Source organism: Kitasatospora sp. NPDC056783, from assembly GCF_042789895.1.
Classification (GTDB): domain Bacteria; phylum Actinomycetota; class Actinomycetes; order Streptomycetales; family Streptomycetaceae; genus Kitasatospora.
Genome location: NZ_JBHUAF010000061.1, coordinates 18,223 through 31,099, shown reverse-complemented (window position 1 = coordinate 31,099; position 12,877 = coordinate 18,223). Strand labels below are relative to the sequence as shown.

The following is a 12,877-nucleotide window of genomic DNA, read 5'->3' as shown; positions in this document are numbered from 1 at the left end:
GTGCTCCGGGGCCGCCGCCGCTGCCGCGACTACTCCGACGGTTCCGCGTCTCCGTGGGCCTCGCGCACGACGACCACGGGGCACGGCGCGTGCTCGGTGAGGTGGCGGCTGACCGAGCCGAGCAGCACGCCGGAGAAACCGCCCAGGCCGCGGCTGCCGACGACGAGCAGCGCGGCGCCCTTGGCGGCTTCCAGCAGTACCCGGGCGGCGTTGCCGGGCGTCACGCTCTCGGTGATCCGCACGCCCGCGTCGTCACCGGCCACCTTGACGATGGTGTCGGTGAGGGTCTTCCCGGCGATTTCCTCGGGGTTGAAGGTCTCGACGGTCGGCACGCCCTGTCCGGCCCAGCCGTAGAAGGCCGGGTACTCCCAGGCGGCGATGGCGTGGACCGTCCCGCCGACGGCCCGCGCGTAGTCGATCGCCCAGCTCAGCGCCTGCTCCGAGGCGGGCGAGCCGTCCACACCGACGACGATCCGGGGATTCGCACTCATGGCTTGCTCCTTCGGTTGCTCCTGATCGGTACCGACCCTCAGAACATAGATCAAATCGGACAAACGATCGGTATCTGCCACGCCGGAAGGCGCCCGTCGCATTCAATTCCTGTGCGACCGTCGCCCCGGAGCTGGGAGACTGCCCGGATGCCGAGCAAGCCCCGCCGCCGCACCGGCGGCTTCGCCGAGGTCCTGGCCGCCCTGCCGCCGAAGGAGGAGGCGGGCGAGCGGTGGAACCCGCACGACCCGGTCGCCTCGGGCGGCTTCGTGGACGCCGGGGGCCGCTCCTGGCGGCTGGCCCGCGGGCCGGTGGACCAACGGCTGGCCAAGCGGCTCGCGGCCGAGGCGGAGGAGATGACGCTGGGCCTGTGGGGCCGGCTGGAGGAGACCTCCCCGGGCCACTTCGCGCCGGCCCTGCTCACGCCCGAGGAGCGCCCGGACGCCTGGCTGTCGGCCACCGCCCTGGAGCACCTGGCGTACGAGTTTCGCGCCTCCGGTGGCCGGCGGCTGCTCTACCTGGTCGTCCTCTGCTGAGCCCCCGCGCACCGGAATCGGCTGAAGACATCAACTGCGGTAGGCCGCCCAGGCGTTGGCCATCCGACGGACCTGCCCCGGGGTGAACTGGGTCATGCAGGAGTCGTAGCTGTAGTCCATGAAGTTGTGGATCGGGTCCAGCCCCGGGCCGGAGCAGGTGTGACGGCCCTCGGGGCAGCCGGAGGCGGCGGTGCGCTCGGGCGGGGTGTCGTCCACGTAGTCGCCCGGGGCCAGGCAGCCGTTCTGGAAGGTGTGGAAGAGACCGAGCCAGTGGCCGATCTCGTGGGTCGCGGTGTTGCCCTCGTCGTAGTGGGTGGCGGAGCCGCCCGGCAGGGAGGCGTCCAGCACCACGACGCCGTCCTGGACCGGGTCCGCCCGGTACGCGTTCGGGAAGGTCGACCAGCCGAGCAGGGAGTCGCCGAGCAGGGCCGTGTAGAGGTTGAGGACCCCCTGGTCGCCCTTGCGCAGAGCGGTCTTCATCTGCTGCTCGGCGGCCGAGCCGGGGGTCATGCCGGTGTACCAGGAGGCGTTGTCGGTCCAGTCGGTGCCGACCAGCTCGAAGTGGAAGGGGCTCGCGGCGTTGCCCTCGCCCTGCCCGCCGTAGCCGGCGTTGAGGTGGTCGATCTGGGCCGTGACCGTGCCCTGGTCCAGCCGCCCGTCGTCACCGGAGTGGATCACGTGGACGTAGACCGGGACGGTGGTCGGGGTGAGGGCCCGGACCCGCGCGGCGCCGAGCTCACCGAGCCGCGCTTCGAGGTCGGCCTGCATCGCCCGCGCCTCCTCGGCGCTCACCTCGTTCGGGTCCCGCCCCGCCGGGCCGCCGGCCGACAGCCGGGCCGCGGGGTCCGCCGCGCCGGCGCCGTCCTCGCACGCGGCCGGCGGAGCGACGACGGCGCGGTGCGCGGGCGGTGCGGCGAACTGGCTCAGTCCGGCCGCGGCGACCAGCGCGGCGGCGCAGGGGAACAGGCGGGGGGCACGCGAGCGCACCCGGGCAGTACGGCGCATCTGCGCTCCTGTCGGGGGGAGTCGACGGCGTCTCGGCCGCGCCCCGGGCCCGCTCCGGCCGGACCCGCCGGTGGCGCCCGGCGCGGACTCGCCGAGACTACGACGCGGTGAAGTCGATCTCCCGCAGGGCGCGCGCGGCGGCCCGGTCGAGTACCACGGCCGACGCACAGCCGGCCGGCAGCCGTCCGGCCCCCAGGATCCGGCGGCGCAGCCGGGCCACCACTGCCCGGTGCCGGACGAAGGCGTAGCGCGAGACGCCGCGCCCGCGCCGCCGCTGCCCGTCCAGCGCCTCGGACGGGTCGGCGTCGAGCAGCAGCAGGTGCACCCGGCGGCCCTGCCGGGCGGCGGCGCGGACCAGCCAGCACCGCACCCAGGGCTGGGTCCCGCAGTCGTGCACGGCGAGCGGCCCGCCGTCCAGCACGGCGCGGCGCAGCCGCCGGTAGTGGGCCAGCCGGGCGAGCGGCCGGTAGAAGACGTACGGCAGGCGGCCGGGCAACCGGGCCGCGTACTGCTCGCGGACCAGCTGGGAGTCGATCAGCGGGGCGCGGACGCAGCGCCGCATCAGGGTGCTCTTGCCGCTGCCGGGCAGGCCGGTGACGACCAGCAGGTCCCCGGCCGGGTAGCGCAGCACGGACGGTCCGGGGCCGCGCAGCTCGTGCCGGGCGGGCGGGTCCTGCGGCACGGACAGCACGTCCCGCTCTCCGGCAGGGCGCGGCGGCGGCACCAGTGGCACCGCCGCCGGCACCGCTCTCGTCCCCCGCACCCGCTCTCCCCCGCCGTTCCCGCCGCCGTCCCCCTCCTGGAGCATGGCGCAATCCCAAGAGCGAGTAAAGGGCGGAGGTCGGAGCGGGTACGGACGACCCGGCGCCGGGCCGGTACGGACGGCCCGGCGCGGGTGTCAGCCGAGCTGCGGGGCGATCCGGGAGGCGATCAGCTCCAGGTGGTCCAGGTCGTCCAGGTCGAGGATCTGGAGGTAGATCCGCTCGCTGCCGGCCGCCGCGTACCGGCCGATCCGCTCCACCACCTCGTCCGGAGTGCCGGCCAGACCGCTCTCCTTCAGCTCCGCCACCTCGCGGCCGATCGCGGCGGCCCGACGGGCCACCTCGGCGTCGTCCCGGCCGACGCAGGCCACCAGGGCGTTGGAGTAGACCAGGTCGCCGGCCGAGCGCCCGGCCCCCTCGACGGCGGCGCGGACCCGGCCGAACTGGGCGGCGCTGACGTCCGCCGAGGCGAACGGCAGGTTGAACTCGTCGGCGAAGCGGGCGGCCAGGGCCGGGGTGCGCCGGGGGCCGTAGCCGCCGATCAGCACCGGGACGTGCTCCTGGGCGGGCTTGGGCAGCGCGGGCGAGTCGGTCAGCGTGTAGTACTCGCCGGCGAAGTCGAAGGTGTCGCCGAGCTTGGTGTTCCACAGCCCGGTGATGATCGCCAGCTGCTCCTCCAGCCGCCCGAACTTCTCCTTCGGGAAGGGGATGCCGTAGGCGGTGTGCTCGGCCTCGTACCAGCCGGCGCCGATGCCGAACTCGACCCGGCCGCCGCTCATCGCGTCCACCTGGGCGACCTGGATCGCGGTGACGCCCGGCAGCCGGAAGGTGGCGGCCGTCATCAGGGTGCCCAGCCGGATGGTGCTGGTGTCCCGGGCGAGGCCGGCCAGCGTGATCCAGGCGTCGGTGGGTCCGGGCAGCCCGGAGGTGTCACCCATCTTCAGGTAGTGGTCGGACCGGAAGAACGCGCTGAAGGCGCCGAGCTGCTCGGCGGTGCGGGCGACCCTGAGGAGGGTGTCGTAGCTCGCGCCCTGCTGGGGTTCGGTGAAGATGCGGAGATCCATGCCGGCCATTGTGATACGGACCACCCGGTGGGCGCAGCGGATCCGCCGGGCCACGGAGCGTTCCCGGGGGGCGTGCGGGGTGGCCAAGGTCTCAGCACGGAAGCGTCACGGGCGTCCGTTCCCGCCCCGGGGCTCGCCTACGGTGGACGGATGTTCGCGACCTCCGACGATTCCTTCCGGCGCTCCCCCGACGAGCCGGGGGGCTGTCCGCTGCCCGGCATCGTGGCGGCCTTCACGCCCCGGCTGGCCGAGTTCGCCTTCGAGCCCGGTTTCGTCGCGGCGGTCGACCAGCACACGGCGATGCTGCGGGAGCTGCTGTACGCCCAGGGACCGGAGCTCGCGCCCCGGCCCCTGGACCGTGAGGAGTTGTCGGACTACGCACTGGGCTTCCTGGACGCGCTCGCCGAGATCGGCTGGCGGGAGCCGGTCGGCTACGACTACGCCGTGATCCGGCTCACCGCCATCTGCTGGCTGGTGCGCGAGCAGGGCCTGCTGGAGGTGTGAGCCCCCCGGACTACCGGCGTTCGTCGCCCTCGATGCCCGGAGCGGGCGGGGTGCCCGGGCCGGTCTGCGTGGTCGGCCGGACCGGCTGGTTCGACAGCACGTCGGAGCGTCCGGCCTGGTAGGCGTTGCCGCGCAGCCGGGCCGTCTCCCGCTCGGCGCCGTCCAGCCACCGCTCCCAGCGCTGGCGCATCGGCAGGATCAGGCCGCCGCCGACACCGACCACCAGCACGCCGACGACGGCGGCGAGCGCGGCGATCAGCACCGGCCCGGTGATCGCGGTGGCGATCCCGGCCTGGCCCAGCGCGGCGATCACGCCGAGGCCGACGATGAACGCCCAGACCAGCGTCGAGACCGTCCGCCCGTAGGAGGCGCCGGAGAGCGAGCTGCCCACGATGTCGCGCACGCCGTTGGCGATGGCCATCGCGACCACCACGATCACGACGGCGACGATGCCCCGCGGCAGCCAGGCGACGATGCTGTGGATCATCGTGCTGATCGGGTTCGGACCGAAGACGCCGAACGCCAGCTGCAGGGCCATCAGCAGGACGATGTAGTAGACGACCTTCGAAATGATGCCGGTCATGTCGTACTTGGAACCGGACAGGCGGGCGGCCATCCCGGAACGCTCCGCGACCCGCTCCGAGCCGAGCCGGCGCAGCACCCGGTCGAGCACCTTGGCGATCGCCTTGGACACGATCCAACCGACGACCAGGATCGCCAGGAAGGCGATGAACTGCGGGATGAACTTGGCGATCTTCGCCCAGGCCTCGGTGAAGCCCGATCCGAAGTCGACGGACAGTGCGAGCTGCTGAGCCACGGCGTCCTCCACTCGATGACGCGGCGCCACGAGCGGGCACCGCGGGCCCCCACTTCGTGGATAGCAGGCACCCGGTCCGGCCGCGCGCGCCCGGTGTCCGGGATGCTCCCCTCGGGTGAACCCCGCGGCGGTCCGCACGCGTACAGTGGCGGTCCGGGGACGGGCCACGGGGCGGGCGGACGGGACGGTGCGACGGTGAGCGGAACGGCGGCGAGCGGTACGGCGGCGGGGCGCGCGGTGGACCACCGGGCGCTGCACTGGCGGGTCCGGCCCGAGAAGGCGCGGGCCGCCGTCCTGGTGCTGCACGGCGGCGAGGAGCACAACCTCGCCCGGCCCGGGCGCCTCAACCTCCCGCTGCTGCGGATGCACGGCTTCCTGCGCGGCCTGACCAGGGCGACCGCGGACGCCGGGATCGCCATCGCTACCGTCCGCTACCGCCACCGCGGCTGGAACGGCGAGCGAGCCGACGCCGCCCGGGACGCGACCGCCGCGCTCGACGAACTGACCGCGCTGCTCGGGCCGGTGCCGACCGTCCTGATCGGCCACTCGATGGGCGGCCGCGCCGCGCTCCGGGCCGGCGGGCACCCGTCCGTCACCGGCCTGGTCGCCCTCGCGCCGTGGTGCCCCGCCGAGGACCCGTGCGACCACCTCGCCGACCGCACCGTCCTGATGCTGCACGGCGACCGCGACACCGTCACCCCGCCCGCCGACACCCGCGCCTTCGCCGCGCGCAGCCGCGCCGCGGGCGCCCGGGTCTGCGGCTACACCGTCATCGGCAGCGGCCACACGATGCTCCGGCGCGTCCCCGACTGGCACCGCGCCACCACCCGCCTCACCACCGCCCTCCTCGGCCTCGACCCCTTCCCCGCCGAGACGACCTCCGCCCTCGCCCTCCCACCCGCCTCCCGGGAGGCCCTCACCCTCCCGCTCCCGCCCCAGCCCCGCCGGGTCGCGGGCCGCTGAGGAACGCGTACGGCCCGCCCTCCGGGCGGGGTGACCAGGGCGGACACCCGGCGGGAGACGGCCCCCAGGGGCTCGTACGCCCCGGCGAACAACCCGGGGTGACTCCGCGCTCCCCCCACACGGGTGGTTTCGCGCGCCCGGCCGACGTCGAAAACGGTCGGTGGACGGATGATCCGTCCCAGGGCCGTGCCGGACGGCCCGGGAAGGACGGATCGGGACGATGAGCACGACGCGACGGTCGCTGCTGGGCGCGGCGCTGGCCACCCCGCTGCTGGGGTGGCTCACGGGGACCGCGGCCGGTGCCGTTGACGGCGGCACCGACCGCGCCGGAAGACTGGGCACCCTCACCGACGGCTGGGTGGAGGTGCGCTGGACACCGGAGGCGCAGGCGCAACTGGACCGCTTCCAGGCGATGGTGGACGTCGTCGCCCCGGCGCGGGTGGTGCTGGACCGCCGGGGCCCGGCCGTACGGCTGCCGATCCGCTCGGCCACCGGCGACCCGTCCCTCGCGAACCCGCCGAAGGTGCACGGCGACGGGGCGCTGGACGGCGGGGTCTCGGTCCGGTCGTCCAAGGGCGTCTACCGGGTGGTGAACGTGGCCGGCGCGATCAAGGACAGCCTCGCCTCCGGCCGGTGCGAGGTCAGCGGGGCGGAGATGGGGCACCGCTCGGCCTTCCACTGCGGCCTGACGGAGGGGAAGCTGACGGCCGAGCCGGTGCCGGCCGGGCAGCCGATGAAGGTCCGGCTCAGCGGGGTGCCACTGCGCCCCACCCAGGAGGCCGTGGACGCGTACACCGCGAACTTCGGCGCACACCCGGTCACCGTGGACACGGTGCTGGCGTACGTCACGGCCCAGGGGACGTACACGCCTCCGCCGGCCGAGCAGTAGCGGCGGCCTCCGCGGCCGGGGCCGGAAGGCGTTCAGGGCCGCCGGGACCCGCGGAGCCCGCGCGACTGGGCGGGCACCGCACCGCCGAAGCGCCGCTCGCGGGCCGCGTAGGCGTGGACGGCTCCGCGCAGCCGGGCCAGGTCGTAGTCGGGCCATGGCGTCGGGTCGAAGAGCAGCTCGGCGTAGGCGAGGTGCCAGGGCAGGAAGTTGCTGATCCGCTGCTCCCCGGACGTGCGGATCAGCAGGTCGACGTCCGGGAGGTCCGGGGCGTACAGGCGCCGGGCCAGGTCGGCCGGGCCGATCTCCTCCGGGCGGATCTCGCCGGCCACCGCCGCCGCCGCCAACGCCCGTGCGGCGGCGGTGAGTTCCTCCCGTCCGCCGTAGTCCACGCAGACCGTCAGGGTCAGTGTGCCGTTGTTGGACGTCAGGCTCTCCACCAGCGCGATCGCGGAGGCGAGCGACTCCTCCACCCGGTCCCGCCGGCCGCACCAGCGGATCCGCACGCCGAGCGCGTGCAGGCCCTCCGCGCTGCGGGCGATGCCGTCGGCCATGGAGTCGAACAGCGCGGTCAGTTCCCCGGGCGGACGCTCCCAGTTCTCGGTGGAGAACGCGTAGAGGCTCAGATGCCGGATGCCCAGCCGCAGCGCCGCGTTGACCAGGCGCAACGCGGCCCGCTGCCCGGCCTGGTGGCCCTGCTCGGGGGGCAGGTGCCGGGCCTCGGCCCAGCGGCGGTTGCCGTCCATGATCACGGCGACGTGGGCGGGTGTCCCGGCGGCGGGCGGGGCGGGGCGGGCGCGGCGGTGGGGGGTGGTGCCGTCGGAGCTCAGCGGGGTGAGGCCCTCGGCCAGGACGCGCGAGCGCAGCAGGGCCACCTCGTCGTGCTGGAGCTGGGCACCGAGCAGCACGGCGTGCAGGAAGGGGCGGCACTCGGGGGCGGCGAGCCAGGTGGCGGGCAGGGCCTGGTCCAGCAGGCCGCGCAGCTGGTCGCGCTGACCGTCGACCAGCTCGTCCAGGGCGGCCTGCCGGGCGATCGGCCGAGCGGTCGGCCCGGCGGCATCGCGGTCCAGGTCGGGGACGGTCAGGCCGAGCCGGCGCAGGTCCTCCCAGGGCAGGTAGCAGCGGCCGGCCGCGAGGTCGAGCGGGAGGTCCTCCAGGATGTCGGCCAGCTGGCAGGCCTCCCCCAGCGCGGACAGTGCCCCGGCCGCCCGCGGCCCCGGCGCACCCAGCAGCGGCGCCCACAGCTCGGTGACCGTCCCCGCGACGCCCCGCAGGTGGCGGCGCTGGTCGGCGCGGGTCTCGACGGCGGGCGGGCGGGCGCAGTCGGCCCGGGTCGCGTCCAGGAACTCCTCGACCAGCGCGGGGTCCAGCTCCCAGCGGCGCACGGTGTCCACGAAGGCCCGGCGCAGCGGGTGCTCGCTGCGGCCGGCCGCCAGCTCGGCCAGGGTGTCGGCCCGCCAGCGGGCGAACCGGCGCTCCCGGTCGGCGGCCGCGCCGGCGGTGGTGTCGCGCGCACGGCCGTCGCCCTCGTCGGCGATCCGGTCGGACCGGGAGGCGAAGGCGCTGACGGCGTGGAGGTAGGGCCGCACCTCGGGCGGCAGCACGTCGCTGATCCCCCGCAGCAGGGCGAGGTGGCCCGCCACCTCCCGCTCGCAGCGGCGGTACGACTCCCGCAGCTCCGGCGGACCGTCCACGCCCGCCGCCTGGTTCCCCGCCATGCCCGTACCCCGCCTCCGCCGACACCGTGCGCCCCCTGGTCAACGAGGCGGGCCCGGATCGGTGGCGATCCGGGAACGCGGGGCCGCCGGGGCCGCGGCCTCAGCCGAGGTCGGCCGGGGTCTCCACCACCACCCCGTACAGGTCGCCGATCGTCGCCAGCGCGCCTCGGTGGACCTGGGCGGCGGACAGCTCGGTGCCCCCCGACTCCAGCGGCCGGCTCGCGCAGGCGGAGGCCACCACGGTCGGGCGGTCGCCGCGCAGGAAGGCGCCGGCCGTGGTGAAGGCGACACACATGTGGGTCATGAAGCCGGCGATCACGACGTCCCGGTGGCCGGCCGCGTCGACGAGCTCCCCGAGGTCGGTGCCGACGAAGGAGTCCGGGGCCTGCTTGACCACCACCCGCTCCCCCTCGGCCGGGGCCACGCTCGGGTGGATCCGCCCGATCTCGGCGCGGATGTCGTACGGGGAGCCCTCGCCGCCGTCGTTGATCACGTGGATGACGGTGGCACCGGCCTCCCGCGCCCGGGCGAGCAGGTCGGCGCCCGCGTCGAGCGCCTGCCGCCAGCCGTCCAGCTCCAGCACGCCGCCCACGTAGGTGTTCTGGTAGTCGATCAGGATCAGGGTCGAGTCGGCGAGCACGGCGGGCTCCTGTCCGAGGCCGATGACGGTGCGCAGGGTGGTCGTGGGCATGGGGTACCGCCTTCACGGTCGGGCGTGGGATACGGGATTCGCGCAGGTCACACCCGGTGCGGCCTGCCTCGGAAACGCTACGGTCGGCGCTCCGGTGTCGGCAATGTCGTCTAACCTGCAGATTCCGACATCGAGGGAGGGGCCCATGCCGGCACGGACCGTGGGGGCGCGGGAGGCACGGCCGCCGGCCGCGCGACGACTGGTCGTCATCGTCCTGTTCGAGGGCGTCGACCTGCTCGACGTGACCGGGCCGCCCGAGGTGTTCTCCCTGGTCCGCCGGGAGACCGGTGAGGCGACCGGCTACCGGGTCGTCCTCGCCGCGGAGACCTCGGCGCCGGTCACCACCGCGGCCGGCGTGCGGATTCTGCCCGACGTCACCTTCGACGAGCTCACCTCCGACGGCCTCCCGGGCGAGGCCGCCCGCAGCCGGATCGACACCCTGCTGGTGCCCGGCTCGGTCGAGACGGACGACCAGCGCCGGGTCCGCGCGCTCACCGACCCGGCGGTGGTCGCCCGGGTCCGCGCGCTCGCCGCCCGCTCCCGCCGGGTGGCCAGTGTCTGCGTCGGCGCCCACCTGCTCGCCGCCGCCGGACTGCTGGACGGGCGGCGCGCCACCACCCACTGGTCCACGGCGGGCCAACTCGCCGCCGATCACCCGGAGGTGGAGGTCGACGCGGACCCGATCTTCATCCGGTCGGGCGAGGTCTGGACGGGCGCGGGCATCAGCGCCTGCCTGGACCTGTCGCTCGCGCTGGTCGCCGAGGACTTCGGCGAGGAGCTGGCCCTGAAGGTCGCCCGTCAGCTCGTCATGTATCTCAAACGCCCCAGCGGACAGAGCCAGTTCAGCGTGCCGCTGGAGCCCGTCTCGACCACCCGGCGGATCGAGGAGCTGCGCCACCACATCCTGCGCAACCTCGCCGAGCGGCTCACCGTCCCGGACCTCGCGGCCCACGCCCACGTCAGCGAACGGCAGTTGACCAGGATCTTCAAGACGGAGCTGGGCACCACCCCGAGCGCCTACGTGGAGTCCGCCCGGGTCGAGCTCGCCCGTCACCGGCTGGAGTCCACCGACGAGACGCTCGAACGCGTCGCCACCGCCTGCGGGTTCGGCACCACCGACACCCTGGTGCGCGCCTTCCGCCGCCGCCTGGGAACCACGCCGACCGACTACCGGCAGCGCTTCCGCACCGGCGGAGATGCCACCGGCGGAGAGGCCACCGCCGGAGACGCGGCCGCCGAGGACTCGGTCACCGGAGACGCCGCCGCCGTCACGGCAGCCGGACGGTGAACACCGTGCGGCCCGGCCGGCTGGCCACCGTCACCGTGCCGCCGTGCGCCCGGACGACGGCCCGGACGATCGCCAGGCCGAGCCCGGTCGAGCCGGTGGCGCGCGAGCGGGCCCGGTCGCCCCGGACGAAGCGCTCGAAGACCCGGTCGAGCAGCTCGGGCGCGATCCCCGGACCGTCGTCCGAGACGCCCAACTCGACCTGACCGCCGACCCGTCGCAGGCTCAGGCCGACCTCGGTTCCGGGCGGGGTGTGGGTCCGGGCGTTGGCCAGCAGATTGGCCGTCACCTGGCTCAGCCGGTGCTCGTCGCCGCGCACCAGTACCGGGTCCTCGGGCAGCACCAGCCGCCAGCGGTGCTCCGGCCCGGCGGCGCGGGCGTCGGCCACCGCGTTGAGGGCGATCCGGGTCAGGTCCACCTCCTCCGCCGCCAGCGGGCGGCCGGCGTCCAGGCGGGCGAGCAGCAGCAGGTCCTCGACGATCGCCCCCATCCGCACCGCCTCGGCGTCGATCCGCTCCAGCGAGTGCCGCACCGGCTCCGGGACCGGCCCGGGGTGGCGCAGCGCCAGCTCGGCGTGGCCGCGGACCGCCGCGACCGGTGTGCGCAGCTCGTGGCTGGCGTCGGCGGCGAAGCCGCGCAGCCGCTCCTCCACCGCGTGACGACGGGCCAGCGCGTCGCCGACGTGCCCGAGCATCCGGTTGAGCGCGGCGCCGACCCGGCCGACCTCGGTGCGCGGGTCGTCGTCCGGTACGCGCTCGGCGAGCATCACCTCGCCGCTGGCGAGCGGCAGCGCGCTGACCCGCTCGGCCATGCCCACCACCCGCCGCAGCGGGCGCAGCGAGAAGCCGACCCAGACGGCCCCGGCCGTGCCGGCCGCGGCGACGGCGATCGCGAAGACGGTGAGTTCCAGGGTCTCCAGCCGGTCGACGGTGTCCTCGGCCGGGCGCAGCGGCAGGCCGCTGACCAGCACGTCGCCGTCCCGTCCGGCGACCGCGCGGACCCGGTAGCGGCCCAGGGTCCGGCCGAGGTCGAGAGCACGGGCCGGTCCGTCGACGGGCAGCGCGGCCAGCGCGTCCTGCTGGGCGGGGGTGAAGGCGACCCGGTCGTCCTCGTCGCCGGGGTCGTCCACGTCGTCGGCGTCCCCGTCGACCACGCCCGCGGCGGTGACCTTCCCGGCCAGCAGCCGTACCCCGAGGGTGCCGGGGGTCTGGGCCCGGGTGTCGGGGCCGGCGCCCTGCCCGGTGTGCTCCAGGCTCGCGGCGTAGCGGCCGCCGGACTCGGCGAGTTGCTGGTCCAGGCGGTCGACCAGGAAGTGGCGCAGCGCAGCGGTGGTCGCGAAGCCGACGGCGGCGCAGGTGACGACGAGCAGCACCAGCAGGCCCGCGATCAGCCGGGCGCGCAGGGTGCGGGGCACCAGCCGGGCGCGCGGGACGCGGAGCCTCACGGCGCGGCCTTGATCAGGTACCCGGCGCCGCGCACCGTGTGGATCATCGGACTGCGGCCGGCGTCCACCTTCTTGCGCAGGTAGCTGATGTACAGCTCCACGATGTGCGCCTGTCCGCCGAAGTCGTACGACCAGACGGCGTCCAGGATCTGCGCCTTGCTGAGCACCTGCCGGGGGTGGCGCAGCAGGTGGGCGAGCAGCGCGTACTCGGTCGGGCTGAGCTCGATCGTCTCCCCGCCCCGGGTGACCTCGCGGGCCCGCTCGTCCAGGACGAGGTCGCCGAGCACCAGGGCGTGCGGGGGCGGCTGCCGGGTCGCGGCGGGCGGGGCGGCGCGGCGCAGCAGGCCGCGCAGCCGGACGACCACCTCGGCCAGGCTGAACGGCTTGGTCACGTAGTCGTCGCCGCCGGCCGCGATGCCCGCGATCCGTTCCTCGACGGCGTCCCGGGCGGTGAGGAAGAGCACCCGCACCTCGGGCCGCTCGGCGTGGACGCGCCGCAGGACCTCCAGGCCGTCGAGGTCGGGCAGCATCACGTCGAGCACCACGGCGTGCGGGCGCCAGGCCGCGGCGGTCTCGACGGCGGCCAGGCCGGTGGTCGCGCCGCGCGCCTGCCAGCCCTCGTAGCGGACGGCCCCGCAGACCACCTCGACCAGGTCCGGCTCGTCGTCGACGACCAGGACCCGCCACTGCGCGCGGTCGGCGGTGTCGTCCATG

14 protein-coding genes are annotated in these 12,877 nt (G+C 75.4%); 5 read left to right on the top strand and 9 right to left on the bottom strand.

Going from position 1 to position 12,877, the window contains the following annotated elements; translation table 11 throughout:
* Window positions 1-29 precede the first annotated feature (29 nt).
* On the bottom strand, window positions 30-491 hold the full coding sequence (locus tag ACFRMQ_RS12490) for a universal stress protein (protein ID WP_380729895.1): 462 nt from the start codon (window positions 489-491) through the stop codon (window positions 30-32).
* 147 nt (window positions 492-638) lie between these two features.
* Between ACFRMQ_RS12490 and ACFRMQ_RS12485 the strand changes: the two genes are divergently transcribed.
* Entirely contained in the window at window positions 639-1,025 is a 387-nt protein-coding gene (locus ACFRMQ_RS12485; RefSeq protein ID WP_380729893.1) for a hypothetical protein, read from the top strand.
* Window positions 1,026-1,055: 30 nt separating this feature from the next.
* On the opposite strand, the gene ACFRMQ_RS12480 is transcribed toward ACFRMQ_RS12485, so the two are convergent.
* The 3 genes from ACFRMQ_RS12480 to ACFRMQ_RS12470 form a co-directional block, all read right to left on the bottom strand.
* The gene (locus tag ACFRMQ_RS12480; RefSeq protein ID WP_380729891.1) at window positions 1,056-2,030 is read right to left on the bottom strand and encodes a zinc metalloprotease; all 975 of its coding nucleotides are present in this window, start codon (window positions 2,028-2,030) and stop codon (window positions 1,056-1,058) included.
* Between the two features lie 97 nt (window positions 2,031-2,127).
* Entirely contained in the window at window positions 2,128-2,838 is a 711-nt protein-coding gene (locus tag ACFRMQ_RS12475) for an AAA family ATPase (RefSeq protein ID WP_380729889.1), read from the bottom strand.
* 90 nt (window positions 2,839-2,928) lie between these two features.
* The gene (locus tag ACFRMQ_RS12470; RefSeq protein ID WP_380729887.1) at window positions 2,929-3,855 is read right to left on the bottom strand and encodes an LLM class F420-dependent oxidoreductase; all 927 of its coding nucleotides are present in this window, start codon (window positions 3,853-3,855) and stop codon (window positions 2,929-2,931) included.
* Window positions 3,856-4,005: 150 nt separating this feature from the next.
* Here ACFRMQ_RS12470 and ACFRMQ_RS12465 point away from each other — a divergent pair, with 150 nt between their 5' ends.
* Window positions 4,006-4,359: a DUF6401 family natural product biosynthesis protein gene (locus ACFRMQ_RS12465; RefSeq protein ID WP_380729885.1), complete on the top strand. Its 354-nt coding sequence runs from the start codon at window positions 4,006-4,008 to the stop codon at window positions 4,357-4,359.
* Between the two features lie 10 nt (window positions 4,360-4,369).
* Here ACFRMQ_RS12465 and ACFRMQ_RS12460 read toward each other — a convergent pair whose 3' ends face one another.
* Entirely contained in the window at window positions 4,370-5,176 is an 807-nt protein-coding gene (locus ACFRMQ_RS12460) for a hypothetical protein (protein ID WP_380729883.1), read from the bottom strand.
* 195 nt (window positions 5,177-5,371) lie between these two features.
* On the opposite strand from ACFRMQ_RS12460, the gene ACFRMQ_RS12455 reads away from it, so the two are divergent.
* Both ACFRMQ_RS12455 and ACFRMQ_RS12450 read left to right on the top strand, forming a co-directional pair.
* On the top strand, window positions 5,372-6,139 hold the full coding sequence (locus ACFRMQ_RS12455) for an alpha/beta hydrolase (RefSeq protein WP_380729881.1): 768 nt from the start codon (window positions 5,372-5,374) through the stop codon (window positions 6,137-6,139).
* Between the two features lie 220 nt (window positions 6,140-6,359).
* The gene (locus ACFRMQ_RS12450) at window positions 6,360-7,028 is read left to right on the top strand and encodes a hypothetical protein (protein WP_380729879.1); all 669 of its coding nucleotides are present in this window, start codon (window positions 6,360-6,362) and stop codon (window positions 7,026-7,028) included.
* 32 nt (window positions 7,029-7,060) lie between these two features.
* On the opposite strand, the gene uppS is transcribed toward ACFRMQ_RS12450, so the two are convergent.
* Window positions 7,061-8,743, bottom strand: coding sequence for a polyprenyl diphosphate synthase (gene uppS / locus ACFRMQ_RS12445; RefSeq protein WP_380729877.1), 1,683 nt, complete (start codon window positions 8,741-8,743; stop codon window positions 7,061-7,063).
* Window positions 8,744-8,843: 100 nt separating this feature from the next.
* Complete coding sequence (locus tag ACFRMQ_RS12440) at window positions 8,844-9,434, bottom strand: cysteine hydrolase family protein (protein ID WP_380729874.1); 591 nt, start codon at window positions 9,432-9,434, stop codon at window positions 8,844-8,846.
* A gap of 145 nt (window positions 9,435-9,579) precedes the next feature.
* Here ACFRMQ_RS12440 and ACFRMQ_RS12435 point away from each other — a divergent pair, with 145 nt between their 5' ends.
* Entirely contained in the window at window positions 9,580-10,722 is a 1,143-nt protein-coding gene (locus ACFRMQ_RS12435) for a GlxA family transcriptional regulator (RefSeq protein WP_380729872.1), read from the top strand.
* Here ACFRMQ_RS12435 and ACFRMQ_RS12430 read toward each other — a convergent pair.
* Window positions 10,703-12,163 (bottom strand): sensor histidine kinase, encoded by a 1,461-nt coding sequence (locus ACFRMQ_RS12430; protein ID WP_380729870.1) that lies wholly within the window; start codon window positions 12,161-12,163, stop codon window positions 10,703-10,705. The genes ACFRMQ_RS12435 and ACFRMQ_RS12430 overlap by 20 nt on opposite strands.
* The gene (locus tag ACFRMQ_RS12425; RefSeq protein WP_380729868.1) at window positions 12,160-12,876 is read right to left on the bottom strand and encodes a response regulator transcription factor; all 717 of its coding nucleotides are present in this window, start codon (window positions 12,874-12,876) and stop codon (window positions 12,160-12,162) included. Before ACFRMQ_RS12425 ends, ACFRMQ_RS12430 begins: the two co-directional genes overlap by 4 nt.
* Window position 12,877 lies beyond the last annotated feature (1 nt).

Bases quoted from the DNA above. Each gene is read 5' to 3' on its own strand.
- ACFRMQ_RS12490 (WP_380729895.1), bottom strand. From the start codon at position 491: ATGAGTGCGAATCCCCGGATCGTCGTCGGTGTGGACGGCTCGCCCGCC.
- ACFRMQ_RS12485 (WP_380729893.1), top strand. From the start codon at position 639: ATGCCGAGCAAGCCCCGCCGCCGCACCGGCGGCTTCGCCGAGGTCCTG.
- ACFRMQ_RS12480 (WP_380729891.1), bottom strand. From the start codon at position 2,030: ATGCGCCGTACTGCCCGGGTGCGCTCGCGTGCCCCCCGCCTGTTCCCC.
- ACFRMQ_RS12475 (WP_380729889.1), bottom strand. From the start codon at position 2,838: ATGCTCCAGGAGGGGGACGGCGGCGGGAACGGCGGGGGAGAGCGGGTG.
- ACFRMQ_RS12470 (WP_380729887.1), bottom strand. From the start codon at position 3,855: ATGGATCTCCGCATCTTCACCGAACCCCAGCAGGGCGCGAGCTACGAC.
- ACFRMQ_RS12465 (WP_380729885.1), top strand. From the start codon at position 4,006: ATGTTCGCGACCTCCGACGATTCCTTCCGGCGCTCCCCCGACGAGCCG.
- ACFRMQ_RS12450 (WP_380729879.1), top strand. From the start codon at position 6,360: ATGAGCACGACGCGACGGTCGCTGCTGGGCGCGGCGCTGGCCACCCCG.
- uppS (WP_380729877.1), bottom strand. From the start codon at position 8,743: ATGGCGGGGAACCAGGCGGCGGGCGTGGACGGTCCGCCGGAGCTGCGG.
- ACFRMQ_RS12440 (WP_380729874.1), bottom strand. From the start codon at position 9,434: ATGCCCACGACCACCCTGCGCACCGTCATCGGCCTCGGACAGGAGCCC.
- ACFRMQ_RS12435 (WP_380729872.1), top strand. From the start codon at position 9,580: ATGCCGGCACGGACCGTGGGGGCGCGGGAGGCACGGCCGCCGGCCGCG.
- ACFRMQ_RS12425 (WP_380729868.1), bottom strand. From the start codon at position 12,876: ATGGACGACACCGCCGACCGCGCGCAGTGGCGGGTCCTGGTCGTCGAC.